This is a genomic window from Pseudomonas sp. GW823-FHT01D03, from assembly GCF_058798255.1.
The window spans coordinates 4,557,300-4,572,059 of sequence record NZ_JBXAKK010000001.1 but is presented as its reverse complement, the minus strand read 5'-3'; the positions used below and the strand labels follow the sequence as shown (position 1 = coordinate 4,572,059).

The window sequence follows — 14,760 nt, the reverse complement described above, 5'->3', positions numbered from 1 at the left end:
CTCGCCAGTTTCAGGCGGGTGGCCCTCATCAGGAGACTCCGATGTCCGTTGAGCACGCTGCGGTAGAACGCGCCGATTTCGACCAGGTAATGGTTCCCAACTACGCGCCTGCCGCTTTTATTCCGGTGCGTGGCGCCGGTTCCCGCGTCTGGGACCAGAGCGGTCGCGAGCTGATCGACTTCGCCGGCGGGATTGCCGTAAACGTATTGGGCCACGCGCATCCGGCGCTGGTCGGTGCACTGACCGAGCAAGCGAACAAGCTGTGGCACGTGTCCAACGTGTTCACCAACGAGCCGGCCCTGCGCCTGGCGCACAAGCTGATCGACGCCACGTTCGCCGAGCGCGTGTTCTTCTGCAACTCAGGCGCCGAAGCCAACGAGGCCGCGTTCAAGCTGGCCCGTCGCGTGGCGTTCGACCGTTTCGGCAGCGAAAAATACGAGATCATCGCTGCGCTCAACAGCTTCCACGGTCGTACCCTGTTCACCGTCAACGTCGGTGGCCAGTCGAAGTACTCCGACGGTTTCGGCCCGAAAATCACCGGCATCACCCACGTCCCTTACAACGACCTTGCCGCGCTGAAAGCGGCAGTGTCCGACAAGACCTGCGCGGTCGTGCTCGAACCGATCCAGGGCGAGGGCGGCGTACTGCCGGCCGAACTGGCTTACCTGCAAGGTGCCCGTGAACTGTGCGACGCGAACAACGCGCTGCTGGTGTTCGACGAAGTGCAGACCGGCATGGGCCGTACTGGCCACCTGTTCGCCTACCAACATTACGGCGTGACCCCGGACATCCTGACCAGCGCCAAGAGCCTGGGCGGTGGTTTCCCGATCGCCGCGATGCTGACCACCGAAGCGCTGGCCAAACATCTGGTCGTCGGTACCCACGGCACTACATACGGCGGCAACCCGCTGGCGTGCGCCGTCGCCGAAGCGGTGATCGACGTGATCAACACCCCTGAGGTGCTGAGCGGCGTCAACGCCAAGCACGACAAATTCAAGACCCGCCTGCAGCAGATCGGCGAGAAATACGGCCTGTTCACTCAGGTGCGTGGCCTCGGTCTGTTGATCGGTTGTGTGCTGAGCGACGCCTGGAAAGGCAAGGCCAAGGACATCTTCAACGCCGCTGAGAAAGAAGGCCTGATGATTCTGCAGGCCGGCCCGGACGTGATCCGTTTCGCCCCGAGCCTGGTGGTGGAAGACGCCGACATCGATGCCGGTCTCGACCGCTTCGAACGCGCGGCAGCAGCACTGACGCAAGCCTGATAGACCCTTCGACGCCTGAGGATTCGGGCGTCGATCAAAATTTTATGCCGGACCCGATCCACTGTAGGAGTGAGCCTGCTCGCGATTGCGGTATGTCAGTCGACTTATTGGTTTCTGACAGACCGCAATCGCGAGCAGGCTCACTCCTACAATGTCCGGTGTTTTTTCTGTGATTTTTATAAGAGAAAGGAGTGACACCATGCTGGTGATGCGCCCTGCGCAAATGGCTGATCTGGGCGAGGTACAGCGTCTGGCTGCGGACAGTCCGATTGGTGTCACTTCCTTGCCGGATGACGTGGAACGTCTGAGCGACAAGATCGCGGCGAGCGAAGCCTCGTTCGCTGCCGAAGTGAGCTTCAACGGTGAAGAGAGCTACTTCTTCGTCCTCGAAGACACCGCCACCGGCAAACTGGTCGGCTGCTCGGCCATCGTCGCTTCGGCCGGTTACTCCGAGCCGTTCTACAGCTTCCGCAACGAGACCTTCGTCCACGCCTCCCGCGAGCTGAAGATCCACAACAAGATCCACGTGCTCTCGCAATGCCACGACCTGACCGGCAACAGTTTGCTGACCAGTTTCTACGTGCAGCGCGAGCTGGTGGGTTCGCCGTGGTCTGAACTCAACTCCCGTGGTCGTCTGCTGTTCGTCGCCAGCCACCCGGAGCGTTTTGCTGATTCGGTGGTGACCGAGATCGTCGGTTACAGCGACGAGAACGGCGATTCGCCGTTCTGGGATGCAATCGGGCGCAACTTCTTCGACCTCAACTACGCCGAGGCCGAGCGCCTGTGTGGCCTGAAGAGCCGGACGTTCCTCGCCGAACTGATGCCGCATTACCCGATCTACGTGCCGCTGCTGCCGGATTCCGCTCAAGAGGCGATGGGCCAGGTGCACCCGCGTGCGCAGATCACCTTCGACATCCTGATGCGCGAAGGCTTCGAGACCGATCACTACATCGACATTTTCGACGGTGGCCCGACCCTGCATGCACGTGTTTCGGGGATCCGTTCGATCGCCCAGAGCCGTGTAGTGCCGGTGAAGATCGGCGAGCCAGTCAAAGGCGCCGGGCGCCAGTATCTGGTGGCCAACGCGCAGTTGCAGGATTACCGCGCGGTGTTGCTGGAACTCGATTACGCGCCGGGCAAACCGGTGACCCTGGATCTGGAAGCAGCCGAAGCCCTGGGCGTCGGTGAAGGTGCCAGCGTGCGCCTGGTGGCGGTTTAACGCCTTAGCGAGTTTCACGGGTGGCGAAGGCGGCCCGTTTGAGGAGATAGCATGATTGTTCGTCCCGTACGCAGCAGCGATTTATCCGCGCTGATCGACCTGGCCCGCAGCACCGGCACCGGCCTGACCACCTTGCCGGCCAACGAAGAGCGCCTGACCCATCGGGTCGGCTGGGCCGAGAAGACCTTTCGCGGCGAAGCCGGCCGTGGCGATGCGGACTACCTGTTCGTGCTCGAAGACGACAACGGTCGCGTGGTGGGGATTTCTGCCATCGCCGGCGCGGTCGGTCTGCGTGAGCCGTGGTACAACTTCCGCGTCGGCCTGACCGTCAGCGCCTCGCAAGAGCTGAACATCTATCGCGAGATCCCGACGCTGTTCCTCGCCAACGACCTGACCGGCAACTCCGAGCTGTGCTCGCTGTTCCTGCACGCCGATTACCGCACCGGTCTGAACGGCCGCATGCTGTCCAAGGCGCGCATGCTGTTCATCGCCGAGTTTCCGGAACTGTTCGGCAACAAGATCATCGCCGAGATGCGTGGTGTTTCCGATGAGGCCGGTCGTTCGCCGTTTTGGGAAAGCCTCGGTCGGCACTTTTTCAAGATGGAATTCAGCCAGGCCGATTACCTGACCGGCGTCGGCAACAAGGCGTTCATCGCCGAACTGATGCCGAAATTCCCGCTGTACACCTGCTTCCTGTCGCCGGATGCGCGCAACGTCATCGGTCAGGTGCATCCGGACACCGAGCCGGCGCTGGCGATGCTCAAGAGCGAAGGTTTCAGCTATCAGGGCTACGTCGATATCTTCGATGCCGGCCCGGCCATCGAGTGCGAAACCAGCAAGATCCGCGCGGTGCGCGACAGCGAAGCGCTGGTGCTGGCGATCGGTACACCGGGCGATGACGCCACGCCGTTCATCATCCATAACCGCAAGCGCGAAGACTGCCGCATCACCGCTGCGCCGGCCCGCCTGGCTGCCGGCACGCTGGTGGTCGATCCGCTGACCGCCAAACGTCTTCAACTCAACGCCGGCGATCAAGTGCGCGCCGTGGCGTTGTCTGCTGCTCGGGAGTCGAAATAATGAATTCGCTATACATCGCAGGTGAATGGCTGGCCGGTCAGGGCGAAGCATTCCAGTCGCTGAACCCGGTGACTCAGCAAGTGCTGTGGTCGGGGGAGGGCGCTACCGCCGCTCAGGTCGAGTCGGCCGTGCAGGCTGCGCGTCAGGCCTTTCCGGGCTGGGCGCGGCGTTCGCTGGACGAGCGCATCAGCGTGCTCGAAGCCTTCGCCGCCGCCCTGAAAAACCACAGCGACGAACTGGCCCGCACCATCGGTGAGGAAACCGGCAAACCGTTGTGGGAAGCCGCGACCGAAGTTACCAGCATGGTCAACAAGATCGCGATCTCGGTGCAGAGCTACCGCGAACGTACCGGCGAGAAGAGCGGCCCGCTGGGCGACGCCACCGCCGTGCTGCGCCACAAGCCACACGGTGTGGTGGCGGTGTTCGGCCCTTACAACTTCCCGGGTCATTTGCCGAACGGCCACATCGTGCCGGCGCTGCTGGCGGGTAACAGCGTGCTGTTCAAACCGAGCGAACTGACGCCGAAAGTCGCCGAGCTGACGGTCAAGTGCTGGATCGAAGCCGGTCTGCCGGCCGGCGTGTTGAACCTGCTGCAAGGTGCGCGTGAAACCGGCATTGCGCTGGCGGCGAACCCGGGCATCGACGGTCTGTTCTTCACCGGCTCCAGCCGTACTGGCAATCACCTGCACCAGCAGTTCGCCGGGCGTCCGGACAAGATTCTGGCTTTGGAAATGGGCGGCAACAACCCGCTGGTGGTCGATCAGGTCGCTGATCTGGATGCGGCGGTGTACACGATCATTCAGTCGGCGTTCATCTCCGCCGGTCAGCGCTGCACGTGTGCGCGTCGTCTGCTGGTGCCGCAAGGCGCGTGGGGCGACAGCCTGCTCAAGCGTCTGGTGGAAGTCAGCGCGACCATCGAAGTCGGTGCGTTCGATCAGCAGCCCGCGCCGTTCATGGGCTCGGTGATTTCCCTCGGCGCGGCCAAAGCGCTGATGGATGCCCAGCAACACCTGCTGGCCAATGGCGCGGTGTCGCTGCTGGCGATGACTCAGCCACAGGCGCAGTCGGCCTTGCTGACCCCGGGCATTCTGGATGTGACCGCCGTCGCCGAGCGCCCGGACGAAGAACTGTTCGGCCCGTTGCTGCAGGTGATTCGCTACGCCGATTTCGCTGCGGCGATCAGCGAGGCCAATGACACCGCTTATGGCCTGGCGGCTGGTTTGCTGTCGGATTCCGAAGATCGTTATCAGCAGTTCTGGCTGGAAAGCCGCGCCGGTATCGTCAACTGGAACAAACAGCTGACCGGTGCGGCGAGCAGCGCGCCGTTCGGCGGCGTCGGGGCTTCGGGCAACCATCGCGCCAGCGCCTATTACGCGGCGGATTATTGCGCGTACCCGGTGGCGTCGCTGGAAACCCCGAGCCTGGTGTTGCCGGCGGCCCTGACGCCTGGCGTGAAGATGGCGTAACGGCCATCGCGAGCAGGCTCACTCCTACAGGATTTGTGTCGAACACAGCATGTGTGAACACCGCCAAACCTGTAGGAGTGAGCCTGCTCGCGATAGCCGCGACGCGGTCTGACTGAATTGTTACTTGAAGCCTATAACAACAGATTCTCGTGGAGCCTCGCTGATGAAATCCTATGAAGTCAATTTTGACGGTCTAGTGGGGCCGACCCATAACTACGGCGGTCTGTCCTACGGCAACGTCGCGTCCCAGAGCAACAGCCAGCAATCCTCGAACCCGAAGGAAGCGGCGCTGCAAGGTCTGGCGAAAATGAAAGCGCTGATGGAAATGGGCTTTCAGCAAGGCGTGCTGGCGCCGCAGGAGCGTCCGGACGTGGCCGCGTTGCGCCGTCTGGGTTTCAGCGGCACCGACGCGCAAGTGATCGAGCGTGCAGCGAAAGAAGCCATGCCGCTGCTGGTCGCCAGTTGCTCGGCGTCGAGCATGTGGGTGGCCAACGCCGCCACCGTCAGCCCGAGTGCCGACACCGCTGACGGTCGCGTGCATTTCACCGCCGCCAACCTCAACTGCAAATACCACCGCAGCATCGAACACCCGACCACCAGCCGCGTGCTCGGCGCGATGTTCGCCGATCAGCAGCACTTCGCCCACCACGCCGCGTTGCCGGCAGTGGCGCAGTTCGGTGACGAAGGCGCGGCCAACCACACGCGTTTCTGCCGTGAGTACGGCGAGGCCGGTGTCGAGTTCTTCGTGTTCGGTCGCAGTGCGTTCGACACCCGCTACCCGGCGCCACAGAAGTACCCGGCGCGCCAGACCCTGGAAGCGTCGCAAGCGGTGGCGCGTCTGCACGGTCTGCGTGACGAGGGCGTGGTTTATGCGCAGCAGAACCCGGCGGTGATCGATCAGGGCGTATTCCACAACGACGTGATCGCGGTGGGTAACGGCGAGGTGCTGTTCTATCACGAGGACGCGTTCCTCGACACCGAGCAGATGCTGGCCGAGTTGCAGGGCAAACTGGCCAAGGTCGGCGGCAAGTTCCAGTCGGTCTGCGTGCCGCGTTCGGCGGTCACCGTGGATGACGCCGTGCGTTCCTATCTGTTCAACAGCCAGTTGCTGTCGCGTCCGGACGGCTCGATGCTGCTGATCGTGCCGGAAGAATGCCGTGGCAACGAGCGTGTTTGGAACTACCTGCAAGGGCTGACCAGCTCCGGCGGGCTGATCCGCGAAGTCAAAGTCTTCGACCTCAAGCAAAGCATGCAGAACGGCGGTGGCCCGGCGTGCCTGCGCCTGCGCGTCGCGCTCAACGAAACCGAGCTGGCGGCCGTCAACCCAGGGGTTATCATGACGGCCCCGTTGTACGGTTCGTTGACCGCATGGGTTGAAAAGCACTACCGCGACCGCCTGAGCGAAACCGATCTGGCGGACCCGCAGTTGCTGCTTGAATGCCGGACGGCACTGGATGAACTGACGCAAATCCTTAAACTGGGCGCGGTTTATCCATTCCAGATCAATTGATGGCCGGCGCGTCGCCTGAACGCGACGCGCGGCTTGTCTCCCCAAGAGAGTAAAAACATGAGCGATTCCCTGCAGCTGATCCTTGAAGACACCGACGGCACGCAACTGCAAACCTCGTGCACCCGCGTCGCGGTGATGTGGCAAGGCAAAGAGCTGTGGATCCAGCAGGACGGCCGTGGCCAGCTGCTGATCGGCGTGGACGTCGAAGAAGGTGACGCCGAGTACGCCAACCTGCTGCTGCGCCCATTGGCGACTAATCTGGTAAGTCTGCAACTGGAAATGGAACCGGCTGAAGTCGGCGACGACGAAGACCACGTGCACGGCCCGGATTGCAACCACGATCACTAAGGAAACCGCTCTATGCTCGCCCTCGGCAAACTGCTTGAACTGACCCTCGCCGGCCGCGAACCGGCGGAGAAGACTCAACTGACTGTCGAAGGCGTGCGCATGCGCTGGTTGAGCGAGGGTGCGCTGGAAGTCCGGCCGCCCGAAGCGCGCGACAATGGCCTGGACCTGCTGCTGTCGGCAGGCATCCACGGCAATGAAACAGCGCCGATCGAGTTGCTCGATCGGCTGCTGCATGACATCGCTCGCGGCGATCTGAAACCGCGTGCACGCATTCTGTTCCTGTTCGGCAACCCGGAAGCGATTCGCAAAGGCGAGCGTTTCGTCGAGCAGGACGTCAACCGGCTGTTCAACGGCCGTCATGAACAAACCAGCGGTTCCGAAGCCATTCGCGCTTGCGAGCTGGAACGCCTGGCGGCGAGTTTCTTCAGCCTGCCGGACCGTCAGCGTCTGCACTACGACCTGCACACCGCGATTCGTGGTTCGAAGATCGAGCAGTTCGCCCTGTATCCGTGGAAAGAAGGTCGCCAGCATTCGCGCCGCGAACTGGCGCGTCTGCGCGCCGCCGGGATGGAAGCGGTGCTGCTGCAGAACAAGCCGTCGATCGTGTTCAGCTCCTACACCTACGACAAGCTCGGCGCCGAGGCTTTTACCCTGGAGCTGGGCAAGGCACGGCCGTTCGGGCAGAACGACGGTGTCAATGTCTCGCTATTGGAAACCCGTCTGAAGCAGATCATCGAAGGCACTGAGCCGGATCTGGCTGCAGAAGGACTGGATGGTTTGCAGCTGTTCAGCGTGGCGCGGGAAATCATCAAGCACAGCGATGCGTTCCGCCTGAACCTGCCGGCGGACATCGAGAACTTTTCTGAATTGGATGTGGGTTATGTGCTGGCCGAAGATCTGGCCAATACCCGCTGGATTATTGAGGAAGAGGGCGCACGAATCATCTTCCCAAATCCCAAGGTCAAGAACGGCCTGCGCGCGGGCATTCTGATCGTCCCGACCACCGACGAAAATCTCGCCTGATCCTACGCAAAACCCCTGTAGGAGTGAGCCTGCTCGCGATTGCAATGTATCAGTCACTACAGTGGTCGACTGACACTCCGCTATCGCGAGCAGGCTCACTCCTACAGTTTTGGTTCCGTGTTTACACGGCGACTGCACGCGGCTCACTGCGACGCAGCGCACGAACCTTCTGCAGCGTATCCGCGCAAGTCCGCGCCGCTTCCTGACCCTTGTGTACAAAGTGCTCGAAGAAGAATTTCTGATGCTCTTCACCGGCATGGAAGTGGTGCGGGGTCAGGGACACCGAGAACACCGGTACTTCGGTTTCCAGTTGCACCTGCATCAGGCCGCTGACCACTGACTGGGCGACGAACTCGTGACGATAGATGCCGCCGTCCACCACCAGAGCGGCCGCGACAATGCCGGCATAACGCCCGGTCTTGGCCAGTAGCTTGGCGTGCAGAGGCATTTCAAAGGCGCCGCCGACTTCGAAGAAATCGATGTCCGATTCCTGATAACCCTGAGCGAGCATTTCGGCGACGAAGCCCTTACGGCTCTGGTCGACGATTTCCTTGTGCCAGCAGGCCTGGATGAACGCAACGCGCTCGCCGTGGGGGTGTTTGGTTTTGCTGTCGATAGCGGTGGGTTGCATGTTCAGACTCCTGTTTGTGTGAAAAACAGGGCGTTATGAATCGAAAGGGATTCAAGGGTACGCACGAGCACACAAGCGCGCGGGCGGCCCTTTGGCGTCAATCCCGTTCTCTCTTCATCCGGACTATGACCGTCGGCCCCGGAATCACACCGGGTCTGCTGACCTTGCCGCCGATCACAGCAAAAGCCGTGTTCGTCGCCAAGCGCTCGCGGGCTATGCGCATTGCGCGCAATTACCGCCGGTGGGGAATTGCACCCCGCCCTGAGAACGTTTTTGCCGCCCTTTCTCGGGCGGCGCAGCGTTTTTATCACATATTTTCCGGCCTTGCACAGAACCATGTGGGAGCGAGCTTGCTCCGGGCGGCGTTCCGACGAAGGCGGTGCGTCAGCCAATTAGTTTGCCGGCTGACACACCGCCTTCGCGAGCAAGCCCGCTCCCACATTGGGTTGCGTCCTTTCAAGGAGTAATGTGCTTTTTCTCATTCAAGGGTTGATTAATCGGCGCCATGACCGCAGTAATTCACCTTCGAAAAGGGATTTCCCCTGCTGACCAGAGGCCAGGTTCATGAGCGTTATCGATCTTCGCAGCGACACCGTCACCCAACCGACTCCTGCCATGCTTGACGCGATGACTGCGGCGGCTACCGGTGACGACGTGTACGGCGAAGATCCGACGGTCAATCGTCTGGAAGCCGAATTGGCGAAAAGGCTGGGTTTCGCCGCCGCGCTGTTCGTGCCGACCGGCACCATGAGCAACTTGCTCGGGCTGATGGCGCATTGCGAACGTGGCGACGAATACATCGTCGGCCAGCAGGCGCACACCTATAAGTACGAGGGCGGTGGCGCGGCGGTGCTCGGTTCGATCCAGCCGCAGCCGCTGGAAGTCCAAGCCGACGGTTCGCTGAATCTCGATCAGGTCGCCGCCGCAATCAAACCGGATGATTTTCACTTTGCCCGGACGCGTTTGCTGGCGCTGGAAAACACCATGCAGGGCAAAGTGCTTCCGCTGGAGTATCTGGCCCGCGCCCGCCGCTTCACTCAGGATAAAGACTTGCAACTGCATCTGGACGGCGCGCGGCTGTACAACGCGGCGGTCAAGCTTGGGGTGGATGCCCGCGAGATCACGCAACATTTCGATTCGGTATCGGTGTGTCTGTCCAAAGGCCTCGGCGCACCGGTTGGTTCGGTGCTATGCGGCTCTGAGCAACTGATCGGAAAGGCCCGTCGTCTGCGCAAAATGGTCGGCGGCGGCATGCGTCAGGCCGGGTTGCTCGCGGCAGCGGGGCTGTATGCGCTGGATCACCACGTCGAGCGCCTGGCCGATGACCACGCCAACGCGCAGTTTCTGGCTGAAGGCCTGCGGGGTGCAGGCTTCAGCGTCGAACCGGTGCAGACCAACATGGTGTACGTGCAAATCGGCGACAAGGCCGAAGCGCTCAAGGCGTTTGCCGCCGAGCGCGGGATCAAGTTGAGCGCCGCGGCGCGCTTGCGCATGGTCACGCACATGGACGTCAGTCGCTCGCAAATCGAGCAAGTGATCGCGACATTCGTCGAGTTTTCGCGCAAGTGACAGGGTTAGCCGTCCAATTGACCGTTACTATCGTATAAACACGCTGTACCCCGCGCGAAGGGCCGATATAATGCGGCCCTTTGCCGTCGTTTCGTCTGTTGACGTTTCGTACAGGCCTTTGGCCGCAGCCTCCGTGGAAGAACCTAATGAAAAGCGCAGAAATCCGTGAAGCCTTCCTTCGCTTCTTCGAAGAGCAAGGCCACACCCGTGTAGCCTCCAGCTCTTTGATTCCGGGCAACGACCCAACCCTGCTGTTCACCAACGCGGGGATGAACCAGTTCAAGGACTGCTTCCTGGGCCAGGAAAAGCGCGCGTACACCCGCGCAACCAGCAGCCAGAAGTGCGTGCGTGCCGGTGGCAAGAACAGCGACCTGGAAAACGTCGGTTATACCGCTCGTCACCACACCTTCTTCGAAATGCTCGGTAACTTCAGCTTCGGTGACTATTTCAAGCACGACGCGATTACCTTCGCCTGGACCTTCCTGACCGGCGTCCTGAAACTGCCGAAGGAAAAACTCTGGGTCACCGTCTACGCCTCCGATGACGAAGCGTATGACATCTGGACCAAGCAGATCGGCGTGCCGGTCGAGCGCATGATCCGCATCGGCGACAACAAAGGCGCGCCTTACGCCTCCGACAACTTCTGGACCATGGGCGATACCGGCCCGTGCGGCCCATGCACCGAGATTTTTTACGATCACGGCGACCACATCTGGGGCGGCCCACCGGGTTCGCCGGAAGAAGATGGCGACCGTTACATCGAGATCTGGAACAACGTGTTCATGCAGTTCAACCGCACCGCCGATGGCGTGTTGCATCCGTTGCCAGCGCCGTCGGTCGACACCGGCATGGGCCTGGAGCGGATCAGTGCGGTGATGCAGCACGTCAATTCCAACTACGACATTGACCTGTTCAAGAACCTGCTGAAGGCCTCGGCCGAAGCCATCGGCTGCGAAAATGGCGATCAGTCGTCGCTCAAAGTGGTGTCCGACCACATCCGTTCGTGCGGTTTCCTGATCGCCGACGGCGTGCTGCCGTCCAACGAAGGTCGCGGCTACGTGCTGCGCCGGATCATTCGTCGCGCCTGCCGTCACGGCAACAAGCTGGGCGCTACCGGCAGCTTCTTCTACAAGATCGTCGCTGCGCTGGTCGCCGAGATGGGCGAAGCCTTCCCGGAGCTGCAGAAGCAGCAGAGCAACATCGAACGCGTACTGAAGGCCGAAGAAGAGCAGTTCTCCAAGACTCTGGAGCACGGCTTGAAGATTCTCGAACAGGATCTGCTGGAACTCAAAGGCACCGTGGTGCCGGGCGACGTGGTGTTCAAACTCTACGACACCTACGGTTTCCCGATGGACCTGACGGCCGACATCGCTCGCGAGCGCGGCCTGACCGTCGACGAAGTCGGCTTCGAGCGTGAAATGGAAGCTCAGCGTGTTCGTGCGCGTTCGGCCAGCTCGTTCGGTCTGGACTACAACACCCTGGTCAAGGTTGATGTGGCCACCGAGTTCACCGGTTACAAAGACACCAGCGGTTCGGCAAAAATCGTCGCTATCTATAAAGACGGTCAGTCGGTCGACGTCTTGAGTGAAGGCGAAGAGGCGGTGATCGTGCTGAACCAGACGCCGTTTTACGCTGAATCCGGCGGCCAGATCGGCGACTGCGGTTTCCTCCAGGCGGGCAACGCGCGTTTCGACGTCCGTGACACCACCAAGACCGGCGGTGCCTTCCTGCACCACGGCGTGCTGGATTCCGGCAGCCTGACCATCGGCGCGCCAGTGGAAACCCACGTCGATGCCGAGGTGCGTCACGCGACCTCGCTGAACCACTCGGCCACCCACTTGCTGCACGCTGCGCTGCGTCAGGTACTGGGCGAGCACGTTCAGCAGAAGGGTTCGTTGGTGGATAGCCAGCGTCTGCGCTTCGACTTCAGCCACTTTGAAGCGATCAAGCCGGAGCAGATCAAAGCGCTGGAAGACATCGTCAACGCCGAGATCCGCAAGAACTCCGCAGTTGAAACCGAAGAAACCGACATCGAAACCGCCAAGCAGAAAGGCGCGATGGCGCTGTTCGGCGAGAAGTACGGCGACAACGTGCGCGTGCTGAGCATGGGCGGCGATTTCTCCGTCGAGCTGTGTGGCGGTATCCACGCCAACCGTACCGGCGACATCGGCCTGCTGAAAATCATCAGCGAAGGCGGTGTGGCATCGGGTGTGCGTCGTATCGAGGCAGTCACCGGTGCTGCGGCACTGGCCTACTTGAACGCTGCTGAAGAACAACTCAAGGAAGCGGCCAACCTGGTCAAGGGCAGCCGCGACAGTCTGATCGACAAGCTGTCGGCCGTGCTGGAGCGCAACCGCGCGCTGGAAAAGCAACTCGAGCAGTTGCAGGCCAAGGCTGCCAGCGCCGCGGGCGACGATCTGTCGAACTCGGCAGTCGACGTCAAAGGCGTGAAGGTTCTGGCTGCACGTCTGGATGGTCAGGACGGCAAGGCGCTGCTGGCGCTGGTCGATCAGCTGAAAAACAAACTCGGTCGCGCAGTGATCCTGCTCGGCAGTGTCCATGAGGAAAAGGTCGTACTGGTTGCAGGCGTAACCAAAGACCTGACTGGCCAACTCAAAGCCGGTGATTTGATGAAACAGGCTGCTGCGGCAGTGGGCGGGAAGGGCGGTGGTCGTCCGGACATGGCGCAGGGCGGCGGTGTTGACGCCGGCGCACTGGATGGCGCACTGGCGCTGACCGTTCCATTCGTCGAGCAGGGTTTATAAGACGGCCCGCCGGGCCCGCAGTCTAGTGGCGGGCCCGGCGGCTGTTCGAGTGATTATTGGGCGCCCTTCATGGGCAGAGGCGGCTTTGAAATGGCTTTGATCGTACAGAAATTTGGAGGCACCTCGGTCGGTACTGTCGAGAGAATCGAGCAGGTCGCCGACAAGGTTAAGAAATTCCGCGATGCCGGCGATGACCTGGTGGTTGTGCTGTCTGCAATGAGCGGCGAAACCAACCGTCTGATCGATCTGGCCAAGCAAATCAGTGGCGACGTGCAACCGGTTCCGCGTGAACTGGACGTGATCGTTTCCACCGGTGAGCAGGTGACGATTGCCCTGTTGGCAATGGCGCTGATCAAGCGTGGTGTGCCGGCAGTGTCGTACACCGGTAATCAGGTGCGGATCCTGACGGACAGTGCGCACAATAAAGCGCGTATCTTGCAGATTGATGACCAGAAGATTCGCGGTGATCTGAAAGCAGGTCGCGTGGTGGTTGTCGCCGGTTTCCAGGGCGTCGACGAGCACGGCAACATCACCACCCTCGGCCGTGGCGGCTCCGACACCACGGGCGTGGCACTGGCGGCTGCATTGAAGGCTGACGAGTGCCAGATCTACACCGACGTCGATGGTGTCTACACCACTGACCCGCGTGTGGTGCCGGTCGCTCAGCGTCTGGACAAGATCACCTTCGAAGAGATGCTGGAAATGGCCAGCCTCGGTTCCAAGGTGCTGCAGATCCGTGCGGTGGAATTCGCCGGCAAGTACAACGTTCCGCTGCGCGTACTGCACAGCTTCAAGGAGGGTCCGGGCACCCTCATTACTATTGATGAAGAGGAAACCATGGAACAGCCGATCATTTCCGGCATCGCTTTCAACCGCGATGAAGCCAAGCTGACCATCCGTGGCGTGCCAGACACCCCGGGTGTGGCGTTCAAGATTCTCGGCCCGATCAGTGCCGCGAACATCGAAGTCGACATGATCGTGCAGAACGTTGCGCACGATAACACCACCGACTTCACCTTCACCGTGCACCGCAACGACTACCAGGCCGCACAGACCGTGCTGGAAAACACCGCTCGCGAGATCGGTGCCCGGGAAGTGGTGGGTGACACCAAGATTGCCAAGGTCTCGATCGTCGGCGTCGGCATGCGTTCCCACGCAGGCGTGGCCAGCCGCATGTTCGAATCCCTGGCCAAGGAAAGCATCAACATCCAGATGATCTCGACGTCGGAAATCAAGGTTTCCGTGGTGATCGAAGAGAAGTACCTGGAACTGGCCGTGCGCGCCCTGCACACGGCTTTCGAACTGGACGCTCCGGCCCGTCAGGGCGAGTAATCCGGTCACCTGAAGGGCGCGGTCTGACCGCGCCCTTTATTTTTTGAATGGCGCGAGCCCTGAACTGTTCTTTTGCTCGCGCTGGTCAATACTCAGGCATGTAGGGCTACGATCGCTCCGGTTGTAGGTCGGGTGCCTTTTTTTGCAGATTGTTGTCCCTGAAATGAAATGCGTGAGGAGAAAGGTATGCTGATTCTGACTCGTCGGTGCGCAGAAAGCCTGATTATCGGTGATGGCGAAATCACCGTGACCGTGCTCGGCGTCAAAGGAAATCAAGTGCGCATCGGCGTCAACGCCCCGAAAGAGGTTGCCGTGCACCGTGAGGAAATTTACCTGCGTATAAAGAAAGAGAAGGACGAAGAACCAAGCCATTAATTTTTATCGATTTTTATGTTTGCAAACGGGGAAGAAGGTGGTTAATATACGCCCCGTGTTGCGGAGAGCTGGCCGAGTGGCCGAAGGCGCTCCCCTGCTAAGGGAGTACACCTCAAAAGGGTGTCGGGGGTTCGAATCCCCCGTTCTCCGCCATTATTTGCTTAGTACGTTGTAATCTGGCTT

At 61.0% G+C, this 14,760-nt stretch carries 12 protein-coding genes, 1 tRNA gene and 1 riboswitch; of the genes, 12 read left to right on the top strand and 1 reads right to left on the bottom strand.

Annotation, left to right across the window (positions count from 1 at the left end):
• The first annotated feature begins 41 nt into the window (after positions 1–41).
• The 7 genes from AC1RBR_RS20165 to astE all read left to right on the top strand — a co-directional run bounded on the left by AC1RBR_RS20165 (position 42) and on the right by astE (position 7,905).
• Complete coding sequence (locus AC1RBR_RS20165) at positions 42–1,262, top strand: aspartate aminotransferase family protein (RefSeq protein ID WP_115984195.1); 1,221 nt, start codon at positions 42–44, stop codon at positions 1,260–1,262.
• A 199-nt stretch (positions 1,263–1,461) separates the two neighbouring features.
• Positions 1,462–2,481 (top strand): arginine/ornithine succinyltransferase subunit alpha, encoded by a 1,020-nt coding sequence (aruF, locus tag AC1RBR_RS20160; protein WP_007951057.1) that lies wholly within the window; start codon positions 1,462–1,464, stop codon positions 2,479–2,481.
• A gap of 51 nt (positions 2,482–2,532) precedes the next feature.
• Complete coding sequence (gene astA / locus AC1RBR_RS20155) at positions 2,533–3,558, top strand: arginine N-succinyltransferase (protein WP_027612638.1); 1,026 nt, start codon at positions 2,533–2,535, stop codon at positions 3,556–3,558.
• Positions 3,555–5,024, top strand: coding sequence for a succinylglutamate-semialdehyde dehydrogenase (gene astD, locus AC1RBR_RS20150; RefSeq protein ID WP_178083276.1), 1,470 nt, complete (start codon positions 3,555–3,557; stop codon positions 5,022–5,024). The genes astA and astD overlap by 4 nt, the downstream gene beginning before the upstream one ends.
• 163 nt (positions 5,025–5,187) lie before the next feature.
• Positions 5,188–6,534: an N-succinylarginine dihydrolase gene (gene astB / locus AC1RBR_RS20145; RefSeq protein WP_115984193.1), complete on the top strand. Its 1,347-nt coding sequence runs from the start codon at positions 5,188–5,190 to the stop codon at positions 6,532–6,534.
• A 57-nt stretch (positions 6,535–6,591) separates the two neighbouring features.
• The gene (locus AC1RBR_RS20140; RefSeq protein ID WP_095137121.1) at positions 6,592–6,882 is read left to right on the top strand and encodes a topoisomerase II; all 291 of its coding nucleotides are present in this window, start codon (positions 6,592–6,594) and stop codon (positions 6,880–6,882) included.
• Between the two features lie 12 nt (positions 6,883–6,894).
• Positions 6,895–7,905: a succinylglutamate desuccinylase gene (gene astE, locus AC1RBR_RS20135; protein WP_492566272.1), complete on the top strand. Its 1,011-nt coding sequence runs from the start codon at positions 6,895–6,897 to the stop codon at positions 7,903–7,905.
• Positions 7,906–8,026: 121 nt separating this feature from the next.
• On the opposite strand, the gene AC1RBR_RS20130 is transcribed toward astE, so the two are convergent.
• On the bottom strand, positions 8,027–8,536 hold the full coding sequence (locus AC1RBR_RS20130) for a 6,7-dimethyl-8-ribityllumazine synthase (RefSeq protein ID WP_047599675.1): 510 nt from the start codon (positions 8,534–8,536) through the stop codon (positions 8,027–8,029).
• 101 nt (positions 8,537–8,637) lie between these two features.
• A riboswitch (FMN riboswitch) is annotated at positions 8,638–8,809 on the bottom strand.
• Positions 8,810–9,100: 291 nt separating this feature from the next.
• Here AC1RBR_RS20130 and ltaE point away from each other — a divergent pair.
• The 5 genes from ltaE (at position 9,101) to AC1RBR_RS20105 (ending at position 14,730) form a co-directional block, all read left to right on the top strand.
• Positions 9,101–10,105 (top strand): low-specificity L-threonine aldolase, encoded by a 1,005-nt coding sequence (gene ltaE / locus AC1RBR_RS20125; protein ID WP_492566270.1) that lies wholly within the window; start codon positions 9,101–9,103, stop codon positions 10,103–10,105.
• A gap of 146 nt (positions 10,106–10,251) precedes the next feature.
• Complete coding sequence (alaS, locus tag AC1RBR_RS20120; RefSeq protein ID WP_492566269.1) at positions 10,252–12,870, top strand: alanine--tRNA ligase; 2,619 nt, start codon at positions 10,252–10,254, stop codon at positions 12,868–12,870.
• 90 nt (positions 12,871–12,960) lie between these two features.
• A complete protein-coding gene (locus AC1RBR_RS20115) occupies positions 12,961–14,202 on the top strand; it encodes an aspartate kinase (RefSeq protein ID WP_025112914.1) in 1,242 nt (413 codons plus the stop codon).
• A gap of 186 nt (positions 14,203–14,388) precedes the next feature.
• Positions 14,389–14,577 carry a carbon storage regulator CsrA gene (gene csrA / locus AC1RBR_RS20110; RefSeq protein WP_002554426.1) on the top strand — a complete coding sequence of 63 codons (189 nt, stop codon included), beginning with the start codon at positions 14,389–14,391 and terminating at the stop codon, positions 14,575–14,577.
• 62 nt (positions 14,578–14,639) lie between these two features.
• Positions 14,640–14,730: transfer RNA gene (locus AC1RBR_RS20105), tRNA-Ser, on the top strand.
• The last annotated feature ends 30 nt before the right edge of the window (positions 14,731–14,760 follow it).

What these genes read in the sequence shown, in the direction of transcription:
- AC1RBR_RS20165 (WP_115984195.1), top strand. Translation starts at nt 42, where the DNA reads ATGTCCGTTGAGCACGCTGCGGTAGAACGCGCCGATTTCGACCAGGTA.
- aruF (WP_007951057.1), top strand. Translation starts at nt 1,462, where the DNA reads ATGCTGGTGATGCGCCCTGCGCAAATGGCTGATCTGGGCGAGGTACAG.
- astA (WP_027612638.1), top strand. Translation starts at nt 2,533, where the DNA reads ATGATTGTTCGTCCCGTACGCAGCAGCGATTTATCCGCGCTGATCGAC.
- astB (WP_115984193.1), top strand. Translation starts at nt 5,188, where the DNA reads ATGAAATCCTATGAAGTCAATTTTGACGGTCTAGTGGGGCCGACCCAT.
- AC1RBR_RS20140 (WP_095137121.1), top strand. Translation starts at nt 6,592, where the DNA reads ATGAGCGATTCCCTGCAGCTGATCCTTGAAGACACCGACGGCACGCAA.
- astE (WP_492566272.1), top strand. Translation starts at nt 6,895, where the DNA reads ATGCTCGCCCTCGGCAAACTGCTTGAACTGACCCTCGCCGGCCGCGAA.
- AC1RBR_RS20130 (WP_047599675.1), bottom strand. Translation starts at nt 8,536, where the DNA reads ATGCAACCCACCGCTATCGACAGCAAAACCAAACACCCCCACGGCGAG.
- ltaE (WP_492566270.1), top strand. Translation starts at nt 9,101, where the DNA reads ATGAGCGTTATCGATCTTCGCAGCGACACCGTCACCCAACCGACTCCT.
- alaS (WP_492566269.1), top strand. Translation starts at nt 10,252, where the DNA reads ATGAAAAGCGCAGAAATCCGTGAAGCCTTCCTTCGCTTCTTCGAAGAG.
- AC1RBR_RS20115 (WP_025112914.1), top strand. Translation starts at nt 12,961, where the DNA reads ATGGCTTTGATCGTACAGAAATTTGGAGGCACCTCGGTCGGTACTGTC.
- csrA (WP_002554426.1), top strand. Translation starts at nt 14,389, where the DNA reads ATGCTGATTCTGACTCGTCGGTGCGCAGAAAGCCTGATTATCGGTGAT.